Below are 25,233 nucleotides of genomic sequence, written 5' to 3'. Positions count from 1 at the left end.
TTTTTGTACTACATGTCCAAAGCCGACCGAACCAAACAGTTTATAATAGAGCGGGTTGCCCCCATCTTTAACAAAAAGGGAGCATACGGAACCTCACTGAGTGATATTACAACTGCCACAGGTTTAACAAAGGGAGCTATATATGGCAACTTTAAAGACAAAGACCAGCTGGCATTGGCCTGCTTTGAACATAATCTTAAGTTCTTTCAGAAGGGACTTTATAAAGCCCTGGCCTCAACGGGCAACGCCTGGACCAAAGTGGAAAGGTTCTTTCAATTTTATGAAGACAGTTTTGAGCAAGTATATAACAATGGTGGTTGTGCCCTAATGAATAGCTCAGTAGAAGCTGATGACGGCTACCCACTACTAAAAGAAAGGGTTAAAAAAACTTTTGAAAACTGGAAGTATGAGTTGGAAGGAATTATTCTGGAAGGACAACAATCCGGTGAATTTAAGGCAGAAATAGAGGCGAGCGATGTGGCCAATCTGATAATAGCAGGCATTGAGGGATCCATTCTTTTGGCTAAAAGCACACAAAACGCCAGAGGCTTTCATGGCCTCTTAAATCATTTAAAAACAATAGTAGAAAAGGAATTAAAGCAATGAAAAGAGTGGTAATAACCGGAATGGGGGCACTGACCCCAATCGGTAACAATCTAAACGATTACTGGGCCAACCTGAAAGCAGGGGTAAGCGGGGCGGGAGAAATTACCCGCTTCGACACCAGCAAGTTTAAAACGCATTTTGCCTGCGAACTAAAAAATTTCAACCTGGAAGACCATATTCCGCGAAGTGAGTCGCGCAAGTATGACAGATTTACATCTTATGCATTGGTGGCAGTTGAGGAAGCTGTGCAACATGCCAAAATAGACTTTGAAACTTTGAACAGAAATAAGATTGGAGTAATCTGGGGCTCGGGTAATGGTGGTATCGAAACCTTTACAGAAGAAATGATTGACTACGTAAAGCGTGAAGAGAATCCAAAATTCAACCCCTTCTTCATTCCTAAAATCATTGCAGACATTGCTTCAGGTGTCATTTCTATGAGATATGGGCTGCGGGGCATCAACTTTACCTGTATTTCGGCCTGCGCCACAGGCACTACCGCCATAATCGATGCTTTTAACTACATCCGCTGGGGCAAGGCCAACATGATAATTACCGGTGGCTCTGAAGCACCGATAACCGCAGCCGGACTCGGTGGTTTTACTGCCTCCAGGGCCTTAAGTACCAACAACGAGCAAGCAACCACAGCTTCCAGGCCTTTCGATAAAACCCGCGATGGTTTTGTGATGGGCGAAGGAGCCGGGGCTTTGATTCTGGAGGAGTATGAACATGCCCGCGCTCGCGGAGCCAACATAATTGCCGAAGTGGCAGGAGGCGGAATGGCTGCAGATGCTTATCACCTCACCGGCACACACCCTGAGGGTGAAGGGGCCTTTCTGGGCATGAATGAAGCACTGGAAGATGCCGGAATTACCGCCAATGACATTGACTATATTAACCTTCACGCCACCTCCACCCCTATTGGAGACCAGAGCGAGTTAATAGCCGTTGAAAGAGTTTTTGGAACAGAGCCAAACCTAAAGCTATCGGCCACTAAATCTATGACAGGCCATTTGCTTGGAGCAGCGGGAGCCATAGAGGCAATTGCCAGCATTAAGGCAATTGAAGACGGTACTGTTCCTCCGACCATTAATACCAAAGAAGTAGATGAGGACTGGGACAAGAAGTTCGATCTGACCTTAGGCAAGGCGCAGGCTCACGATATTCGCTACGCCATGAGCAACACCTTTGGCTTTGGCGGGCATATTGCCACCGCTATTTTTAAACGCTTTGAATAATCGCTTGTGCACCTTCTCTCTGGCGGCTGAACCAGGCCGCCAGGGCAGTGTAAGGCACATCAAATGTAGAAACCCTCTACATCTCCGGCTTTTTAAAAGTTGGCCCGGAATAATGGGCAGCCCAACTGTTGGCAGGTAATTCACTGTAAACAAGCACGATGAATGATGTCTTAATAGAACACTACTTCCACATTGGGGAGGCTTTCCAGAAGTTTATCAATATCGTTTTGACGCAACCCGGTATTAAAGCAGGTAATTTTCTCAAGCTTCTTAAGGGCGGTAAGTTTATCCAACTTGAAAACTTTGGTGTTGGAGCAGTCTATTTCTTTTAGATTAGTCAGCTTTTCCAGTCCTCTGAATCGTTTGACGGGTGTTCCGGAAAAATTGATATACTCCAAACTAACCAACGATTCCAAAGGTCGTAAGTCCTCCACGGCCGTGTTGGTAATGTTGAGTCGTTTAAGCTGCGGGTATTTTGCTGAAAGCCCCGTTAAGTCTTTAATAGGCATTTGCAAAAGCGCCAACTCCTGCAATGCAGGCAACTGCGGCAAATCAGCTACTTGCGACACTCGAGACTGCTGAAGGGTTAGGGACTTTAAACGGTAGAAATGATCAAGGCTTGCTTGAAAGCTCTCGGTCAACGCTATGTTTTGGAAAACAAGCTGCTCTCTGGCAATTAGTGCATGCAACTCGTCCGGATTTGGCTTATCGTCCAGAGCAGCCTGATCTCTCAAAGACTTTTTTACACTTTGCGGCATAGACGACCACCAGTTCACTAGCTCTTTGGTCTTAAAGCGTATATTCACCTGTGGCCTTCGGGCCAATAGTTCGGCCACTTCTTTAGTACCTGCCTGAGCACCATCTACATCTATCAACCTGATTTTTGGAGTCTCCACAAACGGCTTTAGGTCTTTCAGCGCGGTGTTCCTTGCTTCAAACACTTCCAGTTGCGGTAGCCTGGACAAGTTTACCAGGGCATTCAGGTCGGTATTATTCATTTGAATTTCTACCAGGCGGCTCGATAACCTCGCTCCATCCAGTTGATTGATTCGGTTTCCGCTCAGGTTAAGGTATTGCAAGGATTGAAATCGCTCCAAAAAATCCAGATTTTGAAGACCGGCATCTTCGGCATTCAAAGAGTCAATGCGTGTGAGAGCCGATAGTTCTTCTACCGATGGAAACATGGTATCGAGAAGTGGTTGTAATCTGGCCTTCAAACCCACGGGCATGTTTTGCCACCAGGCAAGGAGTTGATCTGCGTTGGTGATGAGTAATGCCTTGCTCTTTGCTGTAAATTCAGCCACCATTTCGTTAGTCATGCTGGTTCCATTGGCGTACACACGCTTTAATTGGGGCAACCCCATGAGAGGAGTGATATCGTGAATTTCGGTATTATCCAACCGAATGGTTTTTAGTTGCCTGAGTTGACCCAGCGCATCAAGGCTTTGCACCTCTGTACCTGAAATATCCAGTTCCTCCAACAGGGTAAGTCGCTCAAAACCATTGAGACCGGTGAGATCGCTGTTCTTTAAATAAAGAGCCTTCACCTTCGCGAGTCGGCCGAAATCAAATCCATTTAAGCCTTTGGCGTCTTGAAGTCTGACAACCTCCAAATTCTTAAGATCGCCCAAAAATGTAAGGTTGGTCCCGGCTATACCATTCAGATTGAGCTCTGATAGCTTTTCGAACTGTTTGAGTACACCGAAATCTTCTACATGGCAGTTGCTCAAATTGAGCTTTCGAATGTCTTTGTGGTATTTGAGGTATTGCAGATCGAAAACTGAGGTATTGGAAACATCGAGCGATTGCAGCTTATTAATGGACAGCAATGGCCGCAGGTCGTTCACCCAGGTATTACTTATCTTCAGGTGTTTTAGTGCGGTAAGCTGGTAAATGGGTTCTATATCCAGAATAAGATCATTACCACTTATATCGAGTGAATCCATGGTAACCAGCGAAAAGAGTTCATCATTGGAGAGGCTATCATAAAAAACACCCAATTTCTTTTGAAAAACCTTTTTCCAGGCAAGAGTTAAGCCTGCCCACCACTCGCGCAATTGCTTCTCTTTGCTCATTTTGGTGGTGTATATACTGGCAATTTTTAGTTCCTGTCCTTTGGTGTCGAGATTGAGTTCTATGTACCGTTTGCGTGTGGTATTTACCGAATCGCCCAATAAACTAACAGCGCTTAGGTTGCGTATGAGTTCCACCCGATAGTAAGGGGTGCTATCGGCTTTGAGCAGGCGCTGCACAGTATCGATTTCAAACTCAAAAAGGGCATCTTCAAAAAAGAAGTCAATGTCTTTCAAGTATGCCTGAACATCTTTGTAGATGACGGTAGACCTGTCTTCCTGCAAATCATCTTCTATCTGCACTTTTTCATTGGCAAACAGTTTAAGGTAGCTGGAATTAATTATGGTCTCTTTTTCGGCCAGAGAGGTTCGCTGGCCTCCAATAAGGTTGAAATAATAGGCCAACGTATTGACCATACCCTTGGCCTGTTCGATCTTAGGATCGGACTGAGCTCCGGGGCCAAATTCCTGTGCCTGAAGACCAGGAAAGCCCAGCATCAGTACTAGTAAAGCAAAAACCTTAATTCTTGTCATACAACAACTTTAACAGATCTTGTTTCTGCTGTGCATTAATTTTTAGCAGGTCTGAAATGAGCCAACCGGTATTGTAGCCCGGCCTGTTGAAATTACTGAGTGAGAAATACCAGCCATCAACGGTAAAGAAATGAAAATTAACCCTGTTTACAGTTTCGAATACAAGGTGACCCATCTTAACCTCATAGAGAAAAAGGGTTAAAAAATCGGGTTTAAAGTCTGCGAGTGTATAGGACTCAGGGCTTCCGTTTTTTACCATAGCCTTGCGCAGATTCATAAAGTCCAGCTCGTGACTCATGGGGTGTAAAAACTCCTTAGTTTGACCACGCTGTTTGTTAAACAGGCTCTTGTAAGGTTCGAAAGAAAGGTCGGAAATCACCCACTCATACCCCAGCCCTTCTTGCTGAATTTGCATATAGAGTGTGAGCGGAACGGACTTTCCCTTGTAGGCAAAAGTGGTATTGACCACCGCAAACCAGTTGTCTGAGCGTAAGCTCAAAAAAACCGGATCAGCATCACTGGTTACCCTATCTACAAACTCCTGAAAGAGAGATTCAGAAAACCCGGCATTCTCTTCATCGAAGAGAATGCTCAGGTATCTTTTTCTTAATCTTGAATTTCGATATTGCCTGTCATCCGGTTCAAACTCTCTTCCCCTGGTATCTTCTTCACCATTAAAACGGCTGAAGAACTGATTGAGCTGCTTTGTACTTGCCAGTAATTGCTCCTCCACTCTTTGATTATCGGTAATAATCTGTGCAGATAGTGGTTGAATGGCCAGGAAAATGAATATGCCCGAAATGAGCAGTACTTGCTTTATCATATGGTTGTTTCAGATACTCGAATATCACCCAAAATTACATCCCAGAACTCAATAGTTCGTCCGGCAATCTGGGTCTCTTTTTTCTCCACATAGATGGTAATGTCCTTTTTGGTGGTATCCTTATAGGCGAGTTTATCACCATTTCTACCTTCAAACTTCTGGTAAATGGTTACCACCCCTACATAACGACCATCGGGTTGTCTTTCCAACTTAGAGATGTAGTGAATATCGTACCATTCAATGGTCACTTTGTCGTAGTTCAGAGCCATCAGGCGTCTGAAGTACTCTCTCACCTTATAGTATTCAATCTCTTCTTTGGCTAAAGACGAAACCCCCATTTCACTGCCCGGAGCAAAGAGCTCTTCTGCCCTGTCCATCACACGGGTAGCTTCGGTATAAGGAGTGTTTTTGTTGCCAATAATTTTAATGTACTTACCCAAATCTCTAACCTTTTCTAAGGCTAGTGAATCGATGGCCTTTTCCCTGTTAGGATCTACTGCATTTTGAGCTACAGCCGAAAATGCTGTAAGCACTGTCAATAAGGCAACGGCCAATATTTGATTATATCGTCTGTTCATCTTCATTTTATTTTCTCACTAACACCAATTCTTTGATTTTTCCGCTCGGGTCGCGAACCACTTCTTTCACTTTGTGCACATTGTTACCTGTGTCTTTAATGTAATTGAGGTACTTGGTAATGTCCGTTGGCTCGTCATAGTCTTCAGTACCATTGGCCTGATAAAAAATAATGAGAACAGGGGCATTGCCACTGTTAAACAACCCTAGTGCTTCACGAATATTTCGGTTGGCCACATCGGTTGAACTGGCATTGGCAATGGCTTCAAAGTAATTATTGAGGCGCATGTCCAGCGAAGGTTCCGGAGCACTTCTTACATCTTTTTTGGGTTCGGGCTCCGGTTCCGGCTTAGGATCTGGTTTAGGAGCAGGTTGTTCTACTTCCGGCTCATCCGGAGTGGCATCTACCACTGCTTTCTGGCTCTTACAAGAAGCCACAAAAACGAGGAGAAGCGCAAGTAGCGCTAGGTTTCTGATTGTTTTGTTCATCTGAATTTAATGGGTTTTAGAATTGCTCTTTTTTTTCATTTTTCTGTTTCGATCGGACAAATAGTGTTCCAATCAGCGCGTTAAACGTAAAAGGCACTGAAAGTGGATGTCGAAAATGAAAATATTTTCTAAATGAGAAAATCATTGTCAGTTTGACAATGAAAATGCTTTTATCGGAGGTATAAAAGTGTAAGCTGAAATTGACAGGAAAGTTTGGCAGAAATAACTCCCACCACTCTTGGTTGTGGGGCCTCAACCTTCCACACAAATAAAACAATAACCCCTCCGGGCAGAGGGGTTATTACAAAACTATTCTCCGGCCGGGTCTTTGGCCACCACAGCACCTTCGGGCATTCTAAAATTATCCATCGAAGGGTACTCTACCGATACGCGCACATTTTCAAACACCGTGGCCGAACCGCGAGGGGCTCCGGCCACGCCATCGGCAAACCGATGCCATTGCAAAGACGTAGCTAACTTAACACCCCCCACTTCTTGCCATCCACTATAGCGAATTAGGTTGAACCGGTCGCTAGGCTCTCCTCCAAAAGTTGCGGTATACATTAGCCATTCCATCTGGTTGGTCTCCTGATCTGAAAGAATGATATATTGATCATTCGGGGCATCTCCAACACCTGCATTATAGGTTATTTTCACAGCGTTATAAGTCTGTCCGGCAAGCTCTATTGGCTCCAAAGGCTCATAATTCACTCCGGGGTCACCAACCACAAACGGGAAGGCATAGAAGTAAAACATCAGGTTGTAAGTCATGCGCTGACGGTCAGCATTTTCGCTGGGCGGATTTACCCATACCTTTTCGCCATCAAAACCTACTGTCTGGTTTTCCGAATCAATACGAGTATAGCGGTTTTGCAAATCAACCAGAGTTTTGCTTCCGCCCATTTCGTAAGCAAGGGTTTTGAGCTTGCTCCATTGCTCATAGCCACCATGAGCTTCAAATACTTTATCTATGGCTTCAACGTGGTGCGCGGTATAGTCTACCTTAGCCGTTTCTTCCTTTTTCTGCTCTACTTTTGTCCCTTCACAGGCCCATAGCAGCGTCATTAAAGAAAAAAGCACAATCTTTTTCATAGCTTAACTTTTTACAAAGTTGAAGTTCTTACCACTCATAGTGTGTCAGTTAGCCAACATACAGCCCATTATTCTACAAACGGTTAATGCAGGCAACCAAACACAGCGGAAGAACAGCATATTTTGCTCATACAATGTAATATGAATAAGGCAGAACAATTTTTCGAAACACTCGTCAATCACTTTGCTACCCAAGCTGACGTGACGGAGGGCAAAATGATGTCGTCTCGTGGCCTGCAATACAAAGGCAAAAACTTTCTATTCAACTGGGACAACGAAATGTGCTTCCGGCTGGGGAGAGACTTCGACCCGGCTTCCGAGGGCATTCATCACTATACTCTTCTCAATCCTTTCAAAACCAAACTGCCACTAAAGGACTGGTTTGTTTTGACCACCGACATGGACAAATGGATTGCTCTGGCCGAAATTGCTCTGGCCAGAATGAAAAGCGGCCGATGACTTCTTTGGCCTCCCGGGCACATGAGTTGTTTAAAAACCGAACCGATTTCACGCATTTTTTGATCAACTTGCAACCATTCAATTGGCAAACCCCTGAACACGAGCGATGCAATTATTTGACTTCACTCCCGAACCGGAAGAAAACATATTGCCGGAAGACGGTATAGTTCATTACTACCGGGCTCTCATACATCCTGACGATGCCTACCGTTATTTTCGCAAATTGCTCGAGAAAATAGCCTGGAGAAACGATGAGTTGCTCATGTTTGGCAAGCGGATTACCACTAAACGAAAAGTAGCCTGGTATGGAGACAACCCCTTTGACTACACCTACTCTAAGACCACAAAAAAGGCCTTGCCGTGGATTAACGAACTCATTGAGCTGAAAAAAAAGGCTGAACTGGCTACCGGAGAAACATACAACTCCTGCTTGCTTAACCTGTATCATTCGGGAGAAGAGGGCATGAGTTGGCACAGCGACAACGAGCCCGAGTTAAAACGAGAAGGCGCTATAGCCTCCATAAGCCTGGGAACCGAACGAAAGTTTGTATTCCGACACCAACACTCGGGCAACAAAGTAGAACAACTATTGGAAAATGGAAGCCTGTTACTCATGAAGGGATCTACACAAGACTATTGGCAGCATGCCCTACCTCCCAGCAAAAAAGCCGATGGTGCACGAATTAATCTCACCTTCAGAACTATAGTCGGTTAGACAAGCTATTTTTGAGCAAACAACAATGCTTTTGTCTTAGCATAACTATAAAACTCAATTAACTTTGAACACACAAGCACAGCCATGAGCAAAGACCAGAAATTCGAAACACAGGCCATAAGAACTCAGATTGCCCCCACCCATGCACAGGAGCACTCCACGCCCATGTATTTGACTTCCAGCTTTATATACAATGATGCCGAAGAAATGCGGGCTGCCTTTGCCGGTGAAAACGACCGCCATATTTATAGCCGCTTCAGCAATCCCAATTTTGAGGAATTGGCCGACAAGTTATGTCAAATGGAGGGTGCAGAAGCAGGCTATGTTTTTGCTACAGGTATGGCTGCAGTGTTTTCTACTTTTGCAGCCCTGGCCAATGCGGGAGACCACATCATAAGCTGCCGTTCGGTGTTTGGCTCTACTCATACCGTTTTCACCAAAATATTGCCCAAATGGAACATAGAAACCACCTATGTAGAGGTAAACTCCACTGCCGACTGGGAAAATGCGTTGCAGCCCAACACCAAGTTGTTTTACCTGGAAACACCAACCAACCCCGGTGTAGATTTGGTGGACCTTGAGTTTGCCGGGCAATTCTGCAAAGAGCATGGACTAATACTTATTGTAGACAATTGCTTTGCTACCCCTTATCTTCAACAGCCTATCCGCTTCGGAGCTGATTTGGTGATTCACTCAGCCACTAAGTTTATAGATGGTCAGGGACGCGTTTTGGGAGGAATTACGGTTGGTCGAAAAGACCTTATTGAAGAAATTTACGCCTTTAGCCGAAGTACGGGACCAGCTCTCTCGCCTTTCAATGCCTGGGTCCTTTCCAAAAGTCTGGAAACACTGGCTGTGCGCATGGAACGACACTGCGAAAATGCACTTGCTCTGAGTGAATTCCTGGAAGCTCACCCCAAAGTAAACTGGGTTAAATACCCCGGCCTTAGAAGCCACCCTCAATTCGATATTGCACAGAAACAAATGAGTAAGGGCGGAGCCTTGGTTGCCTTTGGTATTCAGGGTGGGTTAGAAAACGGACGCAATTTCCTGAATCACCTTAGCCTTTGTTCACTCACCGCCAATCTGGGCGATAGCCGAACCATTGCCACACACCCATCATCTACCACCCACGCCAAGCTAACCGAAGAGGAGCGATTAAAGGTAGGAATCACGCCAGAACTCATTCGCGTTTCGGTGGGTTTAGAACACATTGACGACATTATTTCAGACATTCAACAAGCTTTAGAAAAAGCATAAAATGAAACAGATACTGGCCGAGATTCTCACCATTGGAGATGAAATTCTCTATGGGCAAATCACAGATACCAATGCACAATGGATTAGTGCAGAGTTGGATCAACTAGGGGTTAGAGTAGTGCGAAAAACAACTGTTGGCGACCAAAGAGAGGCCATTTTAACGGCTTTTGCCGAGGCCGAAAAAAGAGCCGACATGGTGATAATTACCGGTGGCCTTGGCCCTACCAATGACGACCTGACTATGCCCATGTTGGCGGAGTATTTCAATAGTGAAATTGTACTCAACGAATCGGTCTTAAACCATGTAAAAAACTTCTTTGAAAGAAGGGGCAGACAGTTCACTGAACTTAATAAAAGACAGGCCCTGGTGCCTAAAGTAGCCCAGGTATTGCACAATGAGCTTGGAACTGCGCCCGGCACATGGTACGAACGCAACGGAAAAGTCTTTGTCTCGTTGCCCGGTGTTCCGCACGAGATGAAAAATCTTATGAAGCAATTGGTGCTGCCTAAGTTATCCCGTCACTTTCAAACCCCGGTTATCTATCATAAGCTCATCAAAACGGTGGGTATTGGCGAATCGTTTTTGGCCGATATTATAAAGGACTGGGAGGCCAACCTACCCGAACATATTTCATTAGCCTATCTACCGAGTGTAGGGCAGGTAAAACTAAGACTGACAGCCGTAGGTGAAAACAAGCAACAATTGGTAGAGGAAGTCGGGCAGCAGGTTGAAAGGCTTCTTCCGTTGGCAGGCGAATTTATTTACGGCTACGATGAAACCTCTCTGGAAGAAGCCGTAGGCCAATTGCTCAAAACCAAAAACAAAACCATAGCACTGGCCGAAAGCTGTTCTGGAGGCTACGCCCAACACAAACTAACCACAGTGGCCGGCTCTAGTAATTATTTCCAGGGTGGAGTTGTACCCTATCACAACCAGTTTAAAATGCAAATACTTGGTGTACGGCAAGAAACTCTGGAGGCCTATGGAGCCGTAAGCGAGGCCTGCGTAAAAGAAATGGCTGAAGGCGTACGCAAGCTATTTAATGCCGATATTGGTGCTGCTTCGAGTGGAATTGCCGGCCCAGGAGGGGGAACAGACGAAAAACCAATAGGTACAGTTTGGATTGCTTTTGCGGATGGCGAAAAAACCATCACCAAAAAACTGCAATTAACTCAGAACAGGCTATTAAATATTGAATTGACAGAAATTGCAATATTAAATTTGGTTAGAAAAAGTTTAAACCAATAAAACTTTGATAATATTTGGTAATTCGTTTACTTTTGCGAGTTAGTGCAAACGTTTTAATTCACTAAAAATAAGGAAATGGCTATAGTAGAAATGGTAATGCCAAAAATGGGCGAGAGTATAATGGAAGGTACTGTGCTCACCTGGCTAAAGAAAGAGGGAGACACCATAGAACCCGATGAATCGGTTTTGGAGGTGGCCACCGATAAAGTAGACACAGAAGTTCCTGCAACTCACGGAGGAATTCTTAAAGAAATTTTAGTGAAAGAGGGCGATGTGGTGGCCGTAGGTGCTCCCATTGCTAAAATTGAAACGGATACCGCAGTGGAAACCGAAAGCCAGCCGACTACTGCTCCCGCTGCCACGGCTTCAGCACCCCAACCTCAAGCCGAAGCTCAACCAGCAGCAGTTTCAGCCTCCAGCAACGGACAATCAAGTAATGGACAAACCAGTTCAGACCGCTTCTATTCTCCACTGGTAATGAGCATTGCTCGTCAGGAAAACATTTCCATGGCAGAGCTTGAGTCGGTACCGGGTACCGGACGCGAAGGCCGTGTGACCAAAAAAGATATTCTGGCCTATGTGAAAAATAGACCAGCGGCCGGACAGGCCACTTCCAGCCCGGCACCTGCTGCCCAGCCTGCAGCCGCTCCGGCTCGTACCCCTCAACCAATGCCGGTAAGCATCTCTGGTGAAGATGAGATCATTGAAATGGATCGTATGCGTAAGATGATTGCCGAGCGCATGGTCGATTCAAAGCGCATCTCTCCTCATGTTACATCATTTGTTGAAGCAGACGTAACTAATATTGTGTATTGGAGAAACCGCGTAAAACAGCAATTCAAAGAGCGCGAAGGAGAGCCAATCACCTTTACCCCCATCTTTATAGAAGCCGTAGTAAAAGCCATTAAGGACTACCCAATGATGAATGTGCAGGTAGATGGTACGCGGATAATCAAGAAGAAAGACATTAACATAGGTATGGCTGTAGCCTTACCCACCGGCAACCTCATTGTTCCTGTAATTCACAATGCCGATCAGTTAAGCCTTGTGGGTATCACCAAAAAAGTAAATCAGCTGGCTAAGAAAGCCCGTGAAAACAAGCTTTCGCCAGACGACTTGCAGGGAGGCACTTACACTGTTTCTAACGTTGGCTCTTTTGGCAACGTAATGGGAACCCCCATCATTATGCAACCGCAAGTGGGTATTCTGGCGCTTGGAGCCGTAGTTAAAAAGCCTGCGGTAATAGAAACACCAAATGGAGATGCTATTGCAATCAGACACAAAATGTTCCTATCCCACTCCTACGATCATCGGGTTGTAGATGGCTCATTGGGAGGAATGTTCGTTCGAAGAGTAGCCGACTACCTCGAAAAGTTCGATTTAAACAGAGGGCTATAAATACAAGCACTCTTTAAGCTATAGACCGAATTAAGCAGGGTTTCATGTCACATGAAGCCCTGTTCTTTTAAGGAGCATTATCAAATGACCATTTGTACTAAAAAAAATGTGTTAAATTATGGTTTTAAAACTGGTCTCCTTATGAAAACAAAACACACCAATTGGCTACCCGGCCTATTCATGCTGGTCATTTCCGCCCAAATCTTTGCGCAGGAAGAAAACCTCAAAACACTCAAACAGTTTGACAGAATCTATGATTTTGGAGCAAATGGTATTTCCTGGGCTATGGTTGAGTCTGAAAATAAGTTCGGATTTATAGACGCCAACCACAAGTTGATTGTTGAGCCCAAATACGACAGAATTTTCGTCTTTGGTTCTAATGGTATTTCCTGGGCCAAGGTAGAAAAGAACGGTAAGTTTGGTTTTATCGATAGCCAGGGTCGGGAAGTTGTTCCCCCTATATATGATCGAGTATTTTCTTTTGGTTCTAATGGCATTTCATGGGCCAAAGTGGAAAAAGGAGGTAAAATAGGTTTCATAAATGCCCAGGGAGTAGAGGTTGTGCCCACAGTTTATGACCGAATCTACAATTTCGGAGCTAATGGAATCTCATGGGCTAAAGTAGAGAAGGGTGGAAAGTTTGGTTTCATCAATTCATCAGGTATAGAAGTAGTCGCCCCAATCTACAGCCGAATTTTTGATTTTGGCACTTGCGGTATATCATGGGCAAAAATAGAAAAGGATGAAAAGTATGGATTTATTGATTCATCGGGAAAAGAAATTGTGAAGCCAATCTATGACCGCATTTTCGATTTTGGGTCGACAGGTCTCTCGAATTATGCCAAATACATGAAAGGTAACAAGGAAGGACTAATAGACTCCAACGGTAAGGAAGTAGTCTTTTCGTCCGCCAACAGAAAAAAGTAAAACCACCTGAACGGCAGCCCGTCATAAAACACTGACACATGCTCTAAAAAGGTGATATGGGTAGCCACCTATTCTCGATGGCCCCGGTCTTCTGCTAACTATAGTTTTTTAACAGGGTATCTGAACCGGGTTATAGGGACAATTAAAAAATTCCCGATCGAAGCCGGAACTACAGGTAGTCAGGAGCTTTAAGGCTGCTAACTATATGTTATGTTTTACTAATGGCTACGCCTGCGGAGCCCAGCTTGAACAGAGCATGCCCTCACTCGCTTTGTTTGGATGTGCACATGCATCGGTTTGATGACGGGCACAGTTGCCACAATGCCTGGAAGTATCAAGCTTTGGTATGAGTGAAAACCTATCGCAGGTATAGTTTTCATTGACTTTAAGCTTATGAACCGAACATATATTATCTGAAGTGAGAGACTCACAATGAGAACAACTGGAAGCTAATCGTATAGACATATCATTATTTCGTTTACGCTAATCTCAATATACCTCAATAAGACTTTAAATATTTGATAATCAGTCAATTTCAATTTAGACTGAATTCAATCTATGCAATGAGTCGTGCATAAAAAAGGATCCACTCCCCCATACAAGACTGTACAGCCAACCACCAACGACCAAACAAAAAAGGTGTCTTTCAGGCTTTACCCCTCGAGACACCTTTCGCTCTAGTCCTGTGCCGTTTTTCAGGCTATATCGAACCGGTCATTCATCATTACTTTATTCCAGGCTGCTACAAAGTCTTTGACAAACTTCTCTTTGCTATCGCCTTGACCATACACTTCGGCCAATGCCCGTAGCTCGGAGTTTGAACCAAACACAAGGTCTACCCGGGTACCGGTGTATTTCACTTTTCCGGTAGATCTGTCGCTACCTTCAAATAAATCCTGATCGGCACTGGTTGCTTTCCAGCTAATGTTCATATCGAGAAGATTGACAAAAAAGTCGTTGCTCAACACTCCGGGCTTGTCGGTAAACACTCCGTGTTTAGAGCCATCATAGTTTGTATTGAGCACACGCATTCCACCCACCAATACTGTCATTTCCGGAGGTGTAAGCTTTAGCAATTGTGCTTTATCGACCAACAGCTCTTCGGCCGATACGGAATACTTCTGTTGCTGATAGTTTCTGAAACCATCGGCTCTTGGTCTTAGCCACTCAAACGATTCGGCATCGGTCTGCTCTTCCAGAGCATCTCCCCTGCCCGGGGTAAATGGCACCTCAATGGTTACGCCTGCATCTTTGGCCGCCTTTTCGATAGCCGCGCAGCCACCAAGCACTATCAGATCGGCCATAGAAACCTGCTTATTGCCAGACTGTGCACTATTAAACGCTTTTTGCACCTCTTCCAGAGCATTGAGCACTTTATTTAATTGCTCGGGATTATTTACCTTCCAACTTCTTTGAGGCTCAAACCTAATTCTGGCGCCATTGGCTCCTCCACGGTTGTCAGAACCTCTGAAGGTAGAAGCCGAAGCCCAGGCTGTCGACACCAACTCAGAAACTGACAGACCTGTAGCCAGTATTTCTGCCTTCAGGTGCTTAATATCAGCCGCATCGATAAGATCATGTTCAACTGCCGGAATGGGGTCTTGCCAAATCAAATCTTCGGTGGGTACTTCCGGCCCCAGGTATCGGTTTTTAGGGCCCATATCTCTGTGCAATAGTTTGAACCAGGCTCTTGCAAATGCATCGGCAAACTCATCGGGATTTTCTAAGAATCTGCGTGAGATTTTCTCATATTCCGGATCCATGCGCAAGGACAAATCGGTGGTGAGCATAAATGGTTGATGAAACTTGCCTTCTATGTGAGCATCGGGTACGGTTCCTTCGCCACCACCATTCTTAGGCCTCCATTGGTAGGCTCCTGCCGGGCTCTTGTACAGCTCCCACTCATATTTAAAGAGGTTTTCAAGGTATTTCATGCTCCACTGGGTTGGTGTATCGGTCCAAATACCTTCTAAACCAGAGGTAATGGTATTTTCGGAGTGTCCGCTGCCCAAAGTATTTCTCCATCCAAAACCCTGCTCTTCCATAGTGGCTCCTTCTGGCTCTGGACCAACATATTTGGTAGGATCTCCCGCTCCATGCGTTTTACCAAACGTATGACCTCCGGCTATTAAAGCCACGGTTTCCTCATCGTTCATAGCCATTCGTCCGAATGTCTCGCGAATGTCTTTAGCGGCTGCAATGGGATCGGGGTTACCATTAGGGCCTTCCGGATTTACATAGATAAGGCCCATTTGAACAGCTGCCAGCGGATTCTCCAACTCTCTGTCTCCTGAGTAGCGTTTATCATCCAACCATTCGCGCTCCGAACCCCAATAAATATCTTGCTCAGGTTCGTAGATGTCTTCTCTACCACCACCAAAGCCAAAGGTTTTAAATCCCATGGACTCCAGCGCCACATTACCGGTTAAAATGAGCAGGTCTGCCCACGATATTTTGTTACCATATTTTTGCTTAATAGGCCATAGCAATCTTCTTGCCTTATCCAGATTGGTATTATCGGGCCAACTATTTAGCGGAGCAAAACGCTGTGAACCGGTGGCTCCACCACCTCTTCCATCGGCAATTCTGTAAGTACCGGCCGCGTGCCAGGTCATGCGTATAAACAACGGACCATAGTGCCCCCAATCGGCAGGCCACCAGTCTTTAGAATCAGTCATTAGTGCATGAAGGTCCTTTTTTAGTGCCTCGTAGTCCAGCTTCTTAAACTCTTCAGCATAGTTAAAGTCTTCTCCCATTGGGTTTGAAAGACTGGAATGCTGCCTTAAAATATTCAGCTTAAGAGCATTGGGCCACCAGTCTTGATTTGAGGTACCTCCTCCGGCACTATGATTGAGCTTTCCACCTAGAAAAGGGCAATTGGCCGCGTCATTGGTATTGTAGCTTGCGCTGCCGTGTGGGTTGTGATTTTCCATATATCGTGTTTTTTAAATTTCAACAGTGACTTCAATTTGCAATAAAATTTATAAATAATCGATCGTATCATATTTATATAATCTATACCCTATCAACCTGATAAATGAAATGAAGGATTTTCCATCTCAGCTTTTAACGATACTAGTTTTTATCTCCGGCATACGTAATGCTTCCTCATTTTCGTATTATTGATCATTATTGTTTTCACTTGTTATGACACACTCATCTTTTGAACTAATCGGCCTTAGGCTAAAAACAAAAACAAGCAATCAAAATGGCCAGTCCATGCAAGACTGTGGAAGTCTCTGGCAAGAGTTTGAAACACAAGAACTAGCTCAGACCATACAGAATAAGCTAAATGAGGCTGTATACGCAGTGTACTTCGATTACGAAAGCGACCACACGGGAGCGTTCAACTATTTTGTTGGATGTCGTGTAAAAAGTGGCACTGAGGCACCAGAAGGATTGAGCAAGCTGGCCATACCCGAACAAACCTATGCACTGATACAAGCTAAAGGTAAAATGCCCGATTGTATGGCAGATAGCTGGAAAAACATTTGGTCTAGCGACTTGAAGAGAGCTTATACCTTCGATTTTGAAGTGTATGACGAACGAAGCCACAATTGGGAGCAGGCAGAAGTGGATATATTCGTTGCTGTTCGATAAAATGAATAGTCTAATTCCGTTTATTCTTTCAGCAATTATTCCTGGCACCGGTCAGCTTTATATGGGTAGGTATACTTCGGGCCTGCTAAACTTACTATTGCCCATTCTCCTTATTTTTCTATTACCGTATTTTGCACTTTTTATATACCCCACTTTTGCGATCATCTCCTTTATCGAAATTTATCAGGTGGTCTCTAAATCGGAGGGCAAAAAGAAAGCCATGATTCAGCTTATCTTTGGATTAATCACGGTGATCATCATTATTCCTACATTGATTTTTTTGTTTCAACTCTCTGTAATTAATGGAAATCAATATGTTCGTAAGGAATATCTCAATGAGGGTTTTACCCGCGATGAAATGCAGGAAATCCAGGAAGCACTGAAATGGTATAAAAACAACACCGACACCTTTCCTGACAGTTTCTCTTCATTTGTACAAAGTAAACCGATTTGGCAAGGCTGGCTGAAGGATGCCTGGAACCAAAATTACAAGTACGAACGTACCGACTCTTCTTACACGCTCACATCGGCCGGTAAAGACGGTCTCTTTGGAACTGAAGATGACATAATTGTGTACGATAAGAGTGATTAACCATTTTTTAAACCAACTGAATTATGAAAATATTAATAGTAGGTGGTCATGGCACTATAGGAAAACCTGTTGCAGAGCATTTCAGAAAAGAGCATGAGGTATTGGTTGCCGGAAGGTCGGCCGGAGATGTAGTGGTAGATATTGCCAATAGCGCTTCTATTAAAAACATGTTTGAACGAACTGGCCCTATTGATGCCTTGATATGCATAGCCGGTGAGGCCAAGTGGGCTCCGTTCGATTCGCTGAGCGAAGAGGATTATTACATTGGTCTGAGGAGTAAATTAATGGGGCAGGTAAACCTGGTGAGAATCGGAAGACAGCACTTAAACGCCAACGGCTCCATTACTCTTTCTACCGGTATTTTGGCTGATGACCCGGTAATAAAGACTACCAGTGCGGCTATGGTAAATGGTGGCATTCACAGTTTTGTGAAAGCGGCCGCTCTGGAAATGCACAATGGTATCAGGCTCAATGTGGTTTCGTTAGGCATGGTAGAAGATGCCTATGCGAAATACAAGGATTACTTTCCTGGCCACAACCCCGTGCCCATGCACAAAGCCGTGAATGCATACGTAAGAAGCGTTATGGGGAAAGGTCATGGAGAAGTGATTCGTATCTATGAAAACTAAGACTAATACCAGAGAGGCCCGAAGTTTCCCATTCTTTTAGGATTATTCCGTTGTCTGTAAGAATCGGCTTTAGGCCTGATTTATCGATATTATTTCTCCATCCCTAATAAATCGGCTTTCTTTTAAAGAGTTTTCGAACACGACTTACAACCCTTCTTTGAGAGGTGTTGTCTAAAGCAAAACTCAAAAACTCAAATGTACTACACATTCAGTAAGAGGCTTATCCGCAAGTTGTCGGATAGGCCTTTCTTTAGCCTTTTGGCTTTACTTGGGCTAACCATTGGGCTATGGGGCTGCTCTAACGATGACCCCCAACCCATTGCACCTTCTGAAGTTATTCGGGTGATAGACGGGCGCACCGCCAAACAGGGAAGTGGCAACCCTCTGACCATAGACATGAACAAAGACGGCATAGTAGATTTTACCGTGTTTGCAGAACTTACGGCCAACCAGGAGGGCGACAAACTCTATGTTGGTGTAAACCCAATTGGCCCTCATAAAGTCAAATCGGGACCATTTTCTGACGATAACTTTTTAAACATGGGGCTTCTTATTGCAGAGAATCCCCCCACCACACTGGACTTTAGCCTCAAACCTAATGAACAGTGGACCAGTGAACATGGCGCCATAGCCATACGCAAGACCACCAATAGCGGTTCGGTAAGCCATGAAGGTGCGTGGATAGGACGTAGCAAAGTATTGGCTATTCAGGTCTACCAGAATGGTCAGTATCATATAGGCTGGCTCAAAATTCATTTCAATGCAGAAACCGAGGTAGCAACCCTGCTTGAATATGCGCACCACAAGAGACCTCAAACACCCATTGCTTTACAATAAGCCAGCTAAACTAATGCACCGATGCAACACGGTGCATTAGTTTTCCTTACTTTTCATATCGTAGATTATGAATTATTCTACCTTTGGCCAATTCCTTAAATACACCAGAGTTATGGAAAATTTGGGTATACTGGCTGCAATACTTACCACCGGAGCGTTCTTGCCTCAGGCCATAAAAACCATTCGAACAAGGCACACCGAAGACCTGAGCCTCACAACGTTTGCCATGATGTTTTTAGGTACTCTTTGTTGGTTGGCCTATGGATTATCCATTGATAATCGCCCACTCATAATCGCCAATATTATTACGGCTCTACTGGCGGGCATCATTCTGTTTATGAAGTTACTCTCTTACCGAAAACCCAGAGATTAATATTGCTCGTACCAGTGAAAATGCTCCTCCACCAGTTTCTTTCTCTTCTGCTTTAGAAAATCTAAATATCCCTGTGCTACCGGAGAGAGGTTTTTGCCTTTTAACCAAATGAGATTCCAACGGGTAACAATCGGCAGGCCCTTCAATGGAATTATTTCCAATTGCCCATTTCTGAGCTCATTTCTGAGCCCTATAAGGGGCATAATAGAATAACCAAGTCCTGCAATTACTGCCTGCTTAACGGCTTCATTAGAAGTAAGCTCCAGCTTCTTATAAGTAGAAATGGATTTTGAACGAATGAACGACTCCATGGCATTGCGTGTAGCCGAGCCTTGTTCTCTATATATAAGAGGGTATTGTTGCAGAAAATCCTTTTTATCAGAATCGGCCAAAGCTCTGAGTTGCGGACTACCCACCAGATATAGCTTGTTTTGAAGCAACTCTAGCCTATCGATACTCAGGTGGGCAGGCAAAACCGACACCAACGAAAAATCAACTTCATTTTCCTCCAGGTTAGAGATCACCCTACTTTTATTGGTTACGTCCATAATCAGATCGACACCCTTGTGTTTTCGCATGAATTCAGACAGAAAATAGGGCATTACGTACTTCCCTGTAGAAACTACAGAAACCTTGAGTCGACCTGCCAATTGCTGGCTGTAGGCCAAGGTTCTATAATTAATGGCTTCTACCTCGTTGAGAATCCTTTCTGCAGCCACAGCTATTTCCTTTCCAAAATCGGTGATGTACAATTGCCTACCTACTACCTCAAATAGCGGTACAGAAAACTGATCCTGAAATTTTCTGAGCTGAATAGAAACTGCTGGCTGAGTTAAAAAAAGCTCTTCTGAAGCCTTAGTAACGCTTTGTGTATGAACTACTTTAAGGAAAACCTTGAGCTGATGCAGGGTATAATCCATAAATTATGTTTATGATTAACATATGAAAGATAAATAAAAATTTATCAATCACAGCCTTCATCTTTGTGCCGCATTAAAAAAAGAACTATGCGCACAACATCGACAACCGAATGGACTGAAAAGCGAGCCAAGTCAGAAAATACTTCTCCTGTCAAATCAGAAGCTTTCATAGTAAGTCAAAGCCTGGTTTTCATAGGGACAGTTTTGTTGGCTTTAGCTTGCTGGATTATGCTGGTCTTCACCTATGCCAGCGCCCTAAAGGCCCCCGCCATAGCCTCAGGAGCCATCGTTTTCTTCGCTTCTATTATTCACCTGATACAATCAAGTAAAACCAATCAAAAGTCATGATTCACGAAAAAGAAAATCAAATACAGTTAATGAACCAAACCCTGTCTCCTTCACAAGCCTTTGAACAAGTGGCTGCCATGGTAGACGGATTGATAAAGCAAATAAACCTTCAAAACCTCAGGGCATTTGAGCAACCAAATCAGCTAAAATCCAATGCCGACACAGAAGCTTATATAGACCATCTAAAGCAACAGAAGCAAGAACTTCATGAACGGTTTATGTTAGCAGAACAGCTGGGTTGCCATATTGAAGCAACGGTCTCATTCAACATTAAACTAACCCGATAGACCGGGCCTACAGCCCGGATTTGCCAAGCCTTCATGGAATTACAATTATTGTTCGATAACCTGACCAACCCGGCCTTGCTCTTCTTCTTTCTGGGTCTGTTGGCCGTTCAGCTAAAAAGCGATCTGGAAATACCAGCCAATTCGTCCAAATTCATTTCCATATACCTTCTCTTCTCCATAGGATTTAAAGGAGGTCAGGAGTTGTCTCACGAAACTATAAATGCGGAAATCCTCTGGTCGTTGGTTTTTGGGGTAGTTATGGCTCTTATCGTACCTATATACTCCTTTTTTCTACTAAAAAAGAGACTTGGGGTACAAAATGCGGGGGCCATAGCCGCAGCCTACGGATCGGTAAGCGCAGTAACTTTTGTAACGGCCGTTTCCTTTTTAGAAATGCAGCAAATAGCTTTCGATGGCCACATGGTGGCTGTAATGGCACTTATGGAGGCCCCCTCAATTGTTATAGGAGTACTGCTTATGGCTCTTTTCAGAGAAGAAAGTGAGCACAAAGTCTCTTTCAGCCGTATCCTAAAGCATTCGGTAACCAATGGCAGTGTGGTACTCATACTGGGTAGTTTGGTCATTGGCTTTCTTGCCTCCGACAAACAGGCTCAAGGCATAGAACCCTTTACTACCGATATTTTCAAAGGCTTTTTGGCGGTTTTCTTACTAGACATGGGAATAACCAGTGGCAGGAAACTCTCCACATTCTTGAAAAACGGCTGGTTCACTTTGTGTTTTGCTGTGCTGGTGCCTTTAATTAACGGGTCGGTAGTTGCCTTTGTGAGCCAATACATTACAGATAACGTTGGCAACCAACTGCTGTTTTCCATACTGGCAGCCAGTGCTTCTTATATTGCTGTGCCGGCCGCCATGAAGCTGGCTGCCCCGAAAGCTAACCCCAGCTTATATATACCTATGGCACTGGCCATTACCTTTCCTCTCAACATTACCTTAGGTATGCCCCTGTATTTGTCTATCATTCACCTCAACTGATTTGCAGACAAAAACAACCCGGTCTACGCAACCAAAGCACTTTTAGAAACGATAGTAAACCTATGATTACCTTCTGAGCAGAAGAAAATCATAGGTTTTTACTTTTTAATCACCAATACATGACTCCAAAAACACTGGTTGAAGAATGGGTTAGGCTTTTTAACGAAGGTAACGCCCAGGCATTAGGCCAACTATATGCCGAAGAGGCTATAAACCATCAGGTAGCCAATAGTCCCTTAAAGGGCAAAAAAGCCATCATCAACAGTTTTGAAACCGAGTTTGCTACGGCCAAAATGACTTGTATAGTTGAGCATATTTTCGAAGATGGAGACTGGGCTATTATGGAGTGGAAAGACCCTCTGGGACTACGAGGTTGTGGCTTTTTTCAGGTTTCGGAAGGAAAAATAGTGTTTCAAAGAGGCTATTGGGATAAGCTTTCATTCCTTCGCGTGCACAATCTTCCTCTTCCAACTACCTAAACTGCCCAATCTTACTAGCTTTGAACGTGCAATTTTCCAAGCCACTCCGCAACCGAAAGAAGACCATCATTCGCCAGTATACACTGGGATGGATGGCAGGCCTGATATTTTTAGTTTTTATCAGGAGTGTGGGCACTGTTGAGGTAAGCCGCTTTAACCCCAGCCTGGACGTAGCTATTTTCTTTGCCGGACTACTGGGAGGCTTCTTTGGTATGATCTCAGGCTACTTTCAGTTTCTGCTGGAAGAAAAAATCTATCGGCAGACCTCCATTAAAAAACTCCTTATAATAAAGGGGGTATACCTATTGGCTTTTGTAGTCGCCATGATATTTGTGGCCTACTTAATGTCTGTACATATTCTAAAATTTGAGATTGGTCTGTGGGAGTTTGCTACCGATGCCGGTAGTGGCGTGGTGTATCTTTACATCATTGTTTTCGATCTGTTTATGCTGGTTTTACGACAGGTTAATTTAATGTTGGGCGAAGGCAACCTCACCAAGCTACTCATGGGCGAATTCTACGAACCGCATGAAGAAGAGCGTATATTTATGTTTCTGGATCTGCAATCTTCTACCCAGCTTGCTGAAAAACTTGGCCACATTACCTACAGCAACCTGATCCAGGACTGCTTTTACGACTTAGGAGTGGTATTGGCCTATGAGGCCGAAATTTATCAATACGTGGGCGATGAGGCCATACTCACCTGGCCAACCCCTGCCGGCATTCGAAACAACAACTGCCTTAAAGCTTTTTACGCTTTTCAGCACCAAATAGAATTGCGCAAAGAGCATTATGAAAAAGCCTATGGCATTGTGCCGTTTTTTAAAGCCGGTGTAAATCTGGGCAAAGTTACCACCACCGAAGTGGGCAAATACAAAAGAGAAATAGCTTACCACGGAGACACGCTCAACACAGCCGCTCGTATTCAGGCCAAATGCAATGAGCTGGAGAAACCGCTTCTGGTTTCTCAACATCTCAAAGACCGAATTCTTGGTAGAAAATTCGTTTTTCATTTTATGGGAGAAATGCCCCTAAAGGGCAAGGAAGAGGCGGTGGCTATTTATGCCGTAGAGCCTGCATCATAAAAAAACACGCTAGCCCAGTAGACCAGCGTGTTTTCTCCAGACATTCGTTACAATTATTCTCCCTGGCTTAGCGAGTAGCCTCGCTCACCATCAAACTGATAAAGGTGCTCCGTCTTAATAAAGTCGAAACCGACCTTCTGCACATTTTGGAGCAGTTCAATTACATCAGAGTTTTGTAAAACCTCTCCATTTGGATTGGTAAACCTGCACCTCCAATGATCGGTTTTGAAAGTCTCAGGCATACCATTAGGGTATACCAACACCCCACGGTTAGAGATAAGCTTTAGCTTTAGGCGCTCGGTAGAAGCTTCGTTGAGCAACTTATCGCCTATCTCATTGGCATCTCTGTTTTCGCCCCTCCAGTCGATAAACACATCTACCCCAACAAGCTCTTTCTTCTTAGCCGGTTTTTCCTTTACATCTATACTAATAGAAACATTTTCATCGTAGTGTACAGGCTTTAGCTTAGTTGGTTTCTGGCCTAGTCGCTCTATCACCGCATCGGCAAATTCTTTGGTACCTACACGCTCCACACTGCGCTGCGCTCGATAGATATCACCGGTATGAATACCATCTTCCAATGTCTTGAGCCATGCATTCTGAATAAGTTCGGCTTTGTCGGCCTTGCCTAACTGCACAAGCATCATGGTAGCTCCATTCAGTAGGCCTGATGGGTTGGCTATGTTTTGTCCGGCAATATCAGGAGCCGAGCCGTGAATGGCCTCAAACATGGCATGGTTCATACCAATGTTGGCCGAACCGGCCATTCCCACAGAACCCGCCACTTCAGCAGCAATATCCGAAATCACATCGCCATATAAATTGAGGGTTACCACCACATCGAGCGACTCCGGGCGAGCTGCAACAACAGCCGACCCAATGTCTATAATCCAGTGATCGGCAGCAATATCAGGGTACTCCTTAGCCACTTCGTTAAACACCTTATGGAACAATCCATCGGAATGCTTCATAATATTATCCTTGGTCATACAAGTCACCTTCTTGCGATTATAGGCTCTTGCATACTCAAAGGCATATCGGATAATTTTTTCAGAGCCGGGTTCAGAAATCAGCTTCAGGGTTTGCACCACTTCACTGGTTTGCTGGTGTTCAATACCGGCATATAAGTCTTCCTCGTTTTCGCGCACTATTACCACGTCCATGTGGGGGAAATGAGACGGCACGTAAGGGGGGTAAGCCCTAAACGGACGCACGTTGGAAAAAAGGCCGAGCGATTTTCTAATGGTTACGTTCAAACTTTTGTAACCTCCACCCTGAGGGGTAGTGATTGGAGCTTTGAGAAAAACAGGGTTTTTACGCAGTATATCCCAAGACTCGGGGCTTATGCCCGACTTATGGCCTGCTTTATACACTTGTTCTCCAATTTCTATGACATCGTAAGTTAGGCCAACTTCTGCGGCATCCATAATACGAATGGTAGCATCCATAATCTCAGGACCAATACCATCGCCATAGGCAACTGTAATTCTGTCTGTTTTACTCATTCTTCTGGGGTTAGTCTTTCGGCCGCAAAGGTAGTGACCATTGTTTGTTTTCGGAATTTAAACCCCAAAATCTGCCAATTGTTAGATCATTTTTTATAGGAATGGATGGTGCCGTTTTAGTTTACCACCTATGGCTATTATCTT

The 25,233-nt window shown here is 44.4% G+C and carries 26 protein-coding genes; 18 read left to right on the top strand and 8 right to left on the bottom strand.

The window, feature by feature from the left end; translation table 11 throughout:
* Nucleotides 1-12 precede the first annotated feature (12 nt).
* Nucleotides 13-606 (top strand): TetR/AcrR family transcriptional regulator, encoded by a 594-nt coding sequence (locus B3O12_RS05715; RefSeq protein WP_286755607.1) that lies wholly within the window; start codon nucleotides 13-15, stop codon nucleotides 604-606.
* Nucleotides 603-1,844 (top strand): beta-ketoacyl-ACP synthase II, encoded by a 1,242-nt coding sequence (gene fabF / locus B3O12_RS05710; RefSeq protein WP_286755606.1) that lies wholly within the window; start codon nucleotides 603-605, stop codon nucleotides 1,842-1,844. The genes B3O12_RS05715 and fabF overlap by 4 nt, the downstream gene beginning before the upstream one ends.
* A 170-nt stretch (nucleotides 1,845-2,014) precedes the next feature.
* On the opposite strand, the gene B3O12_RS05705 is transcribed toward fabF, so the two are convergent.
* From B3O12_RS05705 to B3O12_RS05685, 5 genes are all read right to left on the bottom strand, one after another.
* Nucleotides 2,015-4,450, bottom strand: coding sequence for a leucine-rich repeat domain-containing protein (locus tag B3O12_RS05705; RefSeq protein WP_286755605.1), 2,436 nt, complete (start codon nucleotides 4,448-4,450; stop codon nucleotides 2,015-2,017).
* Entirely contained in the window at nucleotides 4,437-5,273 is an 837-nt protein-coding gene (locus B3O12_RS05700) for a hypothetical protein (protein ID WP_229838556.1), read from the bottom strand. Before B3O12_RS05700 ends, B3O12_RS05705 begins: the two co-directional genes overlap by 14 nt.
* Nucleotides 5,270-5,851 (bottom strand): hypothetical protein, encoded by a 582-nt coding sequence (locus B3O12_RS05695; protein WP_229838555.1) that lies wholly within the window; start codon nucleotides 5,849-5,851, stop codon nucleotides 5,270-5,272. Before B3O12_RS05695 ends, B3O12_RS05700 begins: the two co-directional genes overlap by 4 nt.
* A gap of 7 nt (nucleotides 5,852-5,858) precedes the next feature.
* On the bottom strand, nucleotides 5,859-6,338 hold the full coding sequence (locus B3O12_RS05690; RefSeq protein WP_189629344.1) for a nucleoid-structuring protein H-NS: 480 nt from the start codon (nucleotides 6,336-6,338) through the stop codon (nucleotides 5,859-5,861).
* Between the two features lie 309 nt (nucleotides 6,339-6,647).
* Nucleotides 6,648-7,430, bottom strand: coding sequence for a DUF6503 family protein (locus B3O12_RS05685; protein ID WP_189629343.1), 783 nt, complete (start codon nucleotides 7,428-7,430; stop codon nucleotides 6,648-6,650).
* Between the two features lie 141 nt (nucleotides 7,431-7,571).
* Here B3O12_RS05685 and B3O12_RS05680 point away from each other — a divergent pair, with 141 nt between their 5' ends.
* From B3O12_RS05680 to B3O12_RS05655, 6 genes are all read left to right on the top strand, one after another.
* Nucleotides 7,572-7,889 carry a hypothetical protein gene (locus B3O12_RS05680; RefSeq protein ID WP_286755604.1) on the top strand — a complete coding sequence of 106 codons (318 nt, stop codon included), beginning with the start codon at nucleotides 7,572-7,574 and terminating at the stop codon, nucleotides 7,887-7,889.
* A gap of 106 nt (nucleotides 7,890-7,995) precedes the next feature.
* Nucleotides 7,996-8,604, top strand: coding sequence for an alpha-ketoglutarate-dependent dioxygenase AlkB family protein (locus B3O12_RS05675; protein ID WP_286755603.1), 609 nt, complete (start codon nucleotides 7,996-7,998; stop codon nucleotides 8,602-8,604).
* Nucleotides 8,605-8,688: 84 nt separating this feature from the next.
* Nucleotides 8,689-9,864 (top strand): trans-sulfuration enzyme family protein, encoded by a 1,176-nt coding sequence (locus B3O12_RS05670; RefSeq protein WP_286755602.1) that lies wholly within the window; start codon nucleotides 8,689-8,691, stop codon nucleotides 9,862-9,864.
* 1 nt (nucleotide 9,865) lies between these two features.
* Entirely contained in the window at nucleotides 9,866-11,113 is a 1,248-nt protein-coding gene (locus tag B3O12_RS05665) for a competence/damage-inducible protein A (RefSeq protein WP_286748199.1), read from the top strand.
* Between the two features lie 75 nt (nucleotides 11,114-11,188).
* Nucleotides 11,189-12,511 (top strand): dihydrolipoamide acetyltransferase family protein, encoded by a 1,323-nt coding sequence (locus tag B3O12_RS05660; protein WP_286755601.1) that lies wholly within the window; start codon nucleotides 11,189-11,191, stop codon nucleotides 12,509-12,511.
* Nucleotides 12,512-12,652: 141 nt separating this feature from the next.
* Complete coding sequence (locus B3O12_RS05655; protein ID WP_286755600.1) at nucleotides 12,653-13,438, top strand: WG repeat-containing protein; 786 nt, start codon at nucleotides 12,653-12,655, stop codon at nucleotides 13,436-13,438.
* Nucleotides 13,439-14,133: 695 nt separating this feature from the next.
* Here B3O12_RS05655 and katG read toward each other — a convergent pair.
* Nucleotides 14,134-16,371 (bottom strand): catalase/peroxidase HPI, encoded by a 2,238-nt coding sequence (gene katG, locus B3O12_RS05650; RefSeq protein ID WP_286755599.1) that lies wholly within the window; start codon nucleotides 16,369-16,371, stop codon nucleotides 14,134-14,136.
* A 286-nt stretch (nucleotides 16,372-16,657) separates the two neighbouring features.
* On the opposite strand from katG, the gene B3O12_RS05645 reads away from it, so the two are divergent.
* From B3O12_RS05645 to B3O12_RS05625, 5 genes are all read left to right on the top strand, one after another.
* Entirely contained in the window at nucleotides 16,658-17,038 is a 381-nt protein-coding gene (locus B3O12_RS05645) for a GyrI-like domain-containing protein (RefSeq protein ID WP_286755598.1), read from the top strand.
* Nucleotides 16,977-17,630, top strand: coding sequence for a type II secretion system protein GspG (locus tag B3O12_RS05640; protein ID WP_286755597.1), 654 nt, complete (start codon nucleotides 16,977-16,979; stop codon nucleotides 17,628-17,630). Before B3O12_RS05645 ends, B3O12_RS05640 begins: the two co-directional genes overlap by 62 nt.
* A 23-nt stretch (nucleotides 17,631-17,653) precedes the next feature.
* The gene (locus B3O12_RS05635) at nucleotides 17,654-18,259 is read left to right on the top strand and encodes a short chain dehydrogenase (protein ID WP_286755596.1); all 606 of its coding nucleotides are present in this window, start codon (nucleotides 17,654-17,656) and stop codon (nucleotides 18,257-18,259) included.
* A gap of 195 nt (nucleotides 18,260-18,454) precedes the next feature.
* Complete coding sequence (locus tag B3O12_RS05630; RefSeq protein ID WP_286755595.1) at nucleotides 18,455-19,096, top strand: hypothetical protein; 642 nt, start codon at nucleotides 18,455-18,457, stop codon at nucleotides 19,094-19,096.
* A gap of 67 nt (nucleotides 19,097-19,163) precedes the next feature.
* Nucleotides 19,164-19,469: a SemiSWEET family sugar transporter gene (locus tag B3O12_RS05625; protein WP_189629331.1), complete on the top strand. Its 306-nt coding sequence runs from the start codon at nucleotides 19,164-19,166 to the stop codon at nucleotides 19,467-19,469.
* Here B3O12_RS05625 and B3O12_RS05620 read toward each other — a convergent pair.
* Nucleotides 19,466-20,389 carry a LysR family transcriptional regulator gene (locus tag B3O12_RS05620; RefSeq protein WP_189629330.1) on the bottom strand — a complete coding sequence of 308 codons (924 nt, stop codon included), beginning with the start codon at nucleotides 20,387-20,389 and terminating at the stop codon, nucleotides 19,466-19,468. The genes B3O12_RS05625 and B3O12_RS05620 overlap by 4 nt on opposite strands.
* An 87-nt stretch (nucleotides 20,390-20,476) precedes the next feature.
* Between B3O12_RS05620 and B3O12_RS05615 the strand changes: the two genes are divergently transcribed.
* From B3O12_RS05615 to B3O12_RS05595, 5 genes are all read left to right on the top strand, one after another.
* Nucleotides 20,477-20,737, top strand: coding sequence for a hypothetical protein (locus tag B3O12_RS05615; protein WP_286755594.1), 261 nt, complete (start codon nucleotides 20,477-20,479; stop codon nucleotides 20,735-20,737).
* Nucleotides 20,734-21,024 carry a hypothetical protein gene (locus tag B3O12_RS05610; protein ID WP_286755593.1) on the top strand — a complete coding sequence of 97 codons (291 nt, stop codon included), beginning with the start codon at nucleotides 20,734-20,736 and terminating at the stop codon, nucleotides 21,022-21,024. The genes B3O12_RS05615 and B3O12_RS05610 overlap by 4 nt, the downstream gene beginning before the upstream one ends.
* A 33-nt stretch (nucleotides 21,025-21,057) precedes the next feature.
* A complete protein-coding gene (locus B3O12_RS05605; protein WP_286755592.1) occupies nucleotides 21,058-22,020 on the top strand; it encodes a sodium-dependent bicarbonate transport family permease in 963 nt (320 codons plus the stop codon).
* Nucleotides 22,021-22,139: 119 nt separating this feature from the next.
* Nucleotides 22,140-22,499 (top strand): nuclear transport factor 2 family protein, encoded by a 360-nt coding sequence (locus B3O12_RS05600; RefSeq protein ID WP_286755591.1) that lies wholly within the window; start codon nucleotides 22,140-22,142, stop codon nucleotides 22,497-22,499.
* A 26-nt stretch (nucleotides 22,500-22,525) separates the two neighbouring features.
* A complete protein-coding gene (locus tag B3O12_RS05595; RefSeq protein WP_229838611.1) occupies nucleotides 22,526-23,584 on the top strand; it encodes an adenylate/guanylate cyclase domain-containing protein in 1,059 nt (352 codons plus the stop codon).
* Nucleotides 23,585-23,637: 53 nt separating this feature from the next.
* Here B3O12_RS05595 and B3O12_RS05590 read toward each other — a convergent pair whose 3' ends face one another.
* Nucleotides 23,638-25,089 carry an NADP-dependent isocitrate dehydrogenase gene (locus tag B3O12_RS05590; protein WP_189629324.1) on the bottom strand — a complete coding sequence of 484 codons (1,452 nt, stop codon included), beginning with the start codon at nucleotides 25,087-25,089 and terminating at the stop codon, nucleotides 23,638-23,640.
* Nucleotides 25,090-25,233: the final 144 nt, after the last annotated feature.

This window comes from Roseivirga sp. UBA838 (assembly GCF_002296035.1).
GTDB lineage: Bacteria > Bacteroidota > Bacteroidia > Cytophagales > Cyclobacteriaceae > Roseivirga > Roseivirga thermotolerans.
This window is presented reverse-complemented; position numbering and strand designations above follow the sequence as displayed.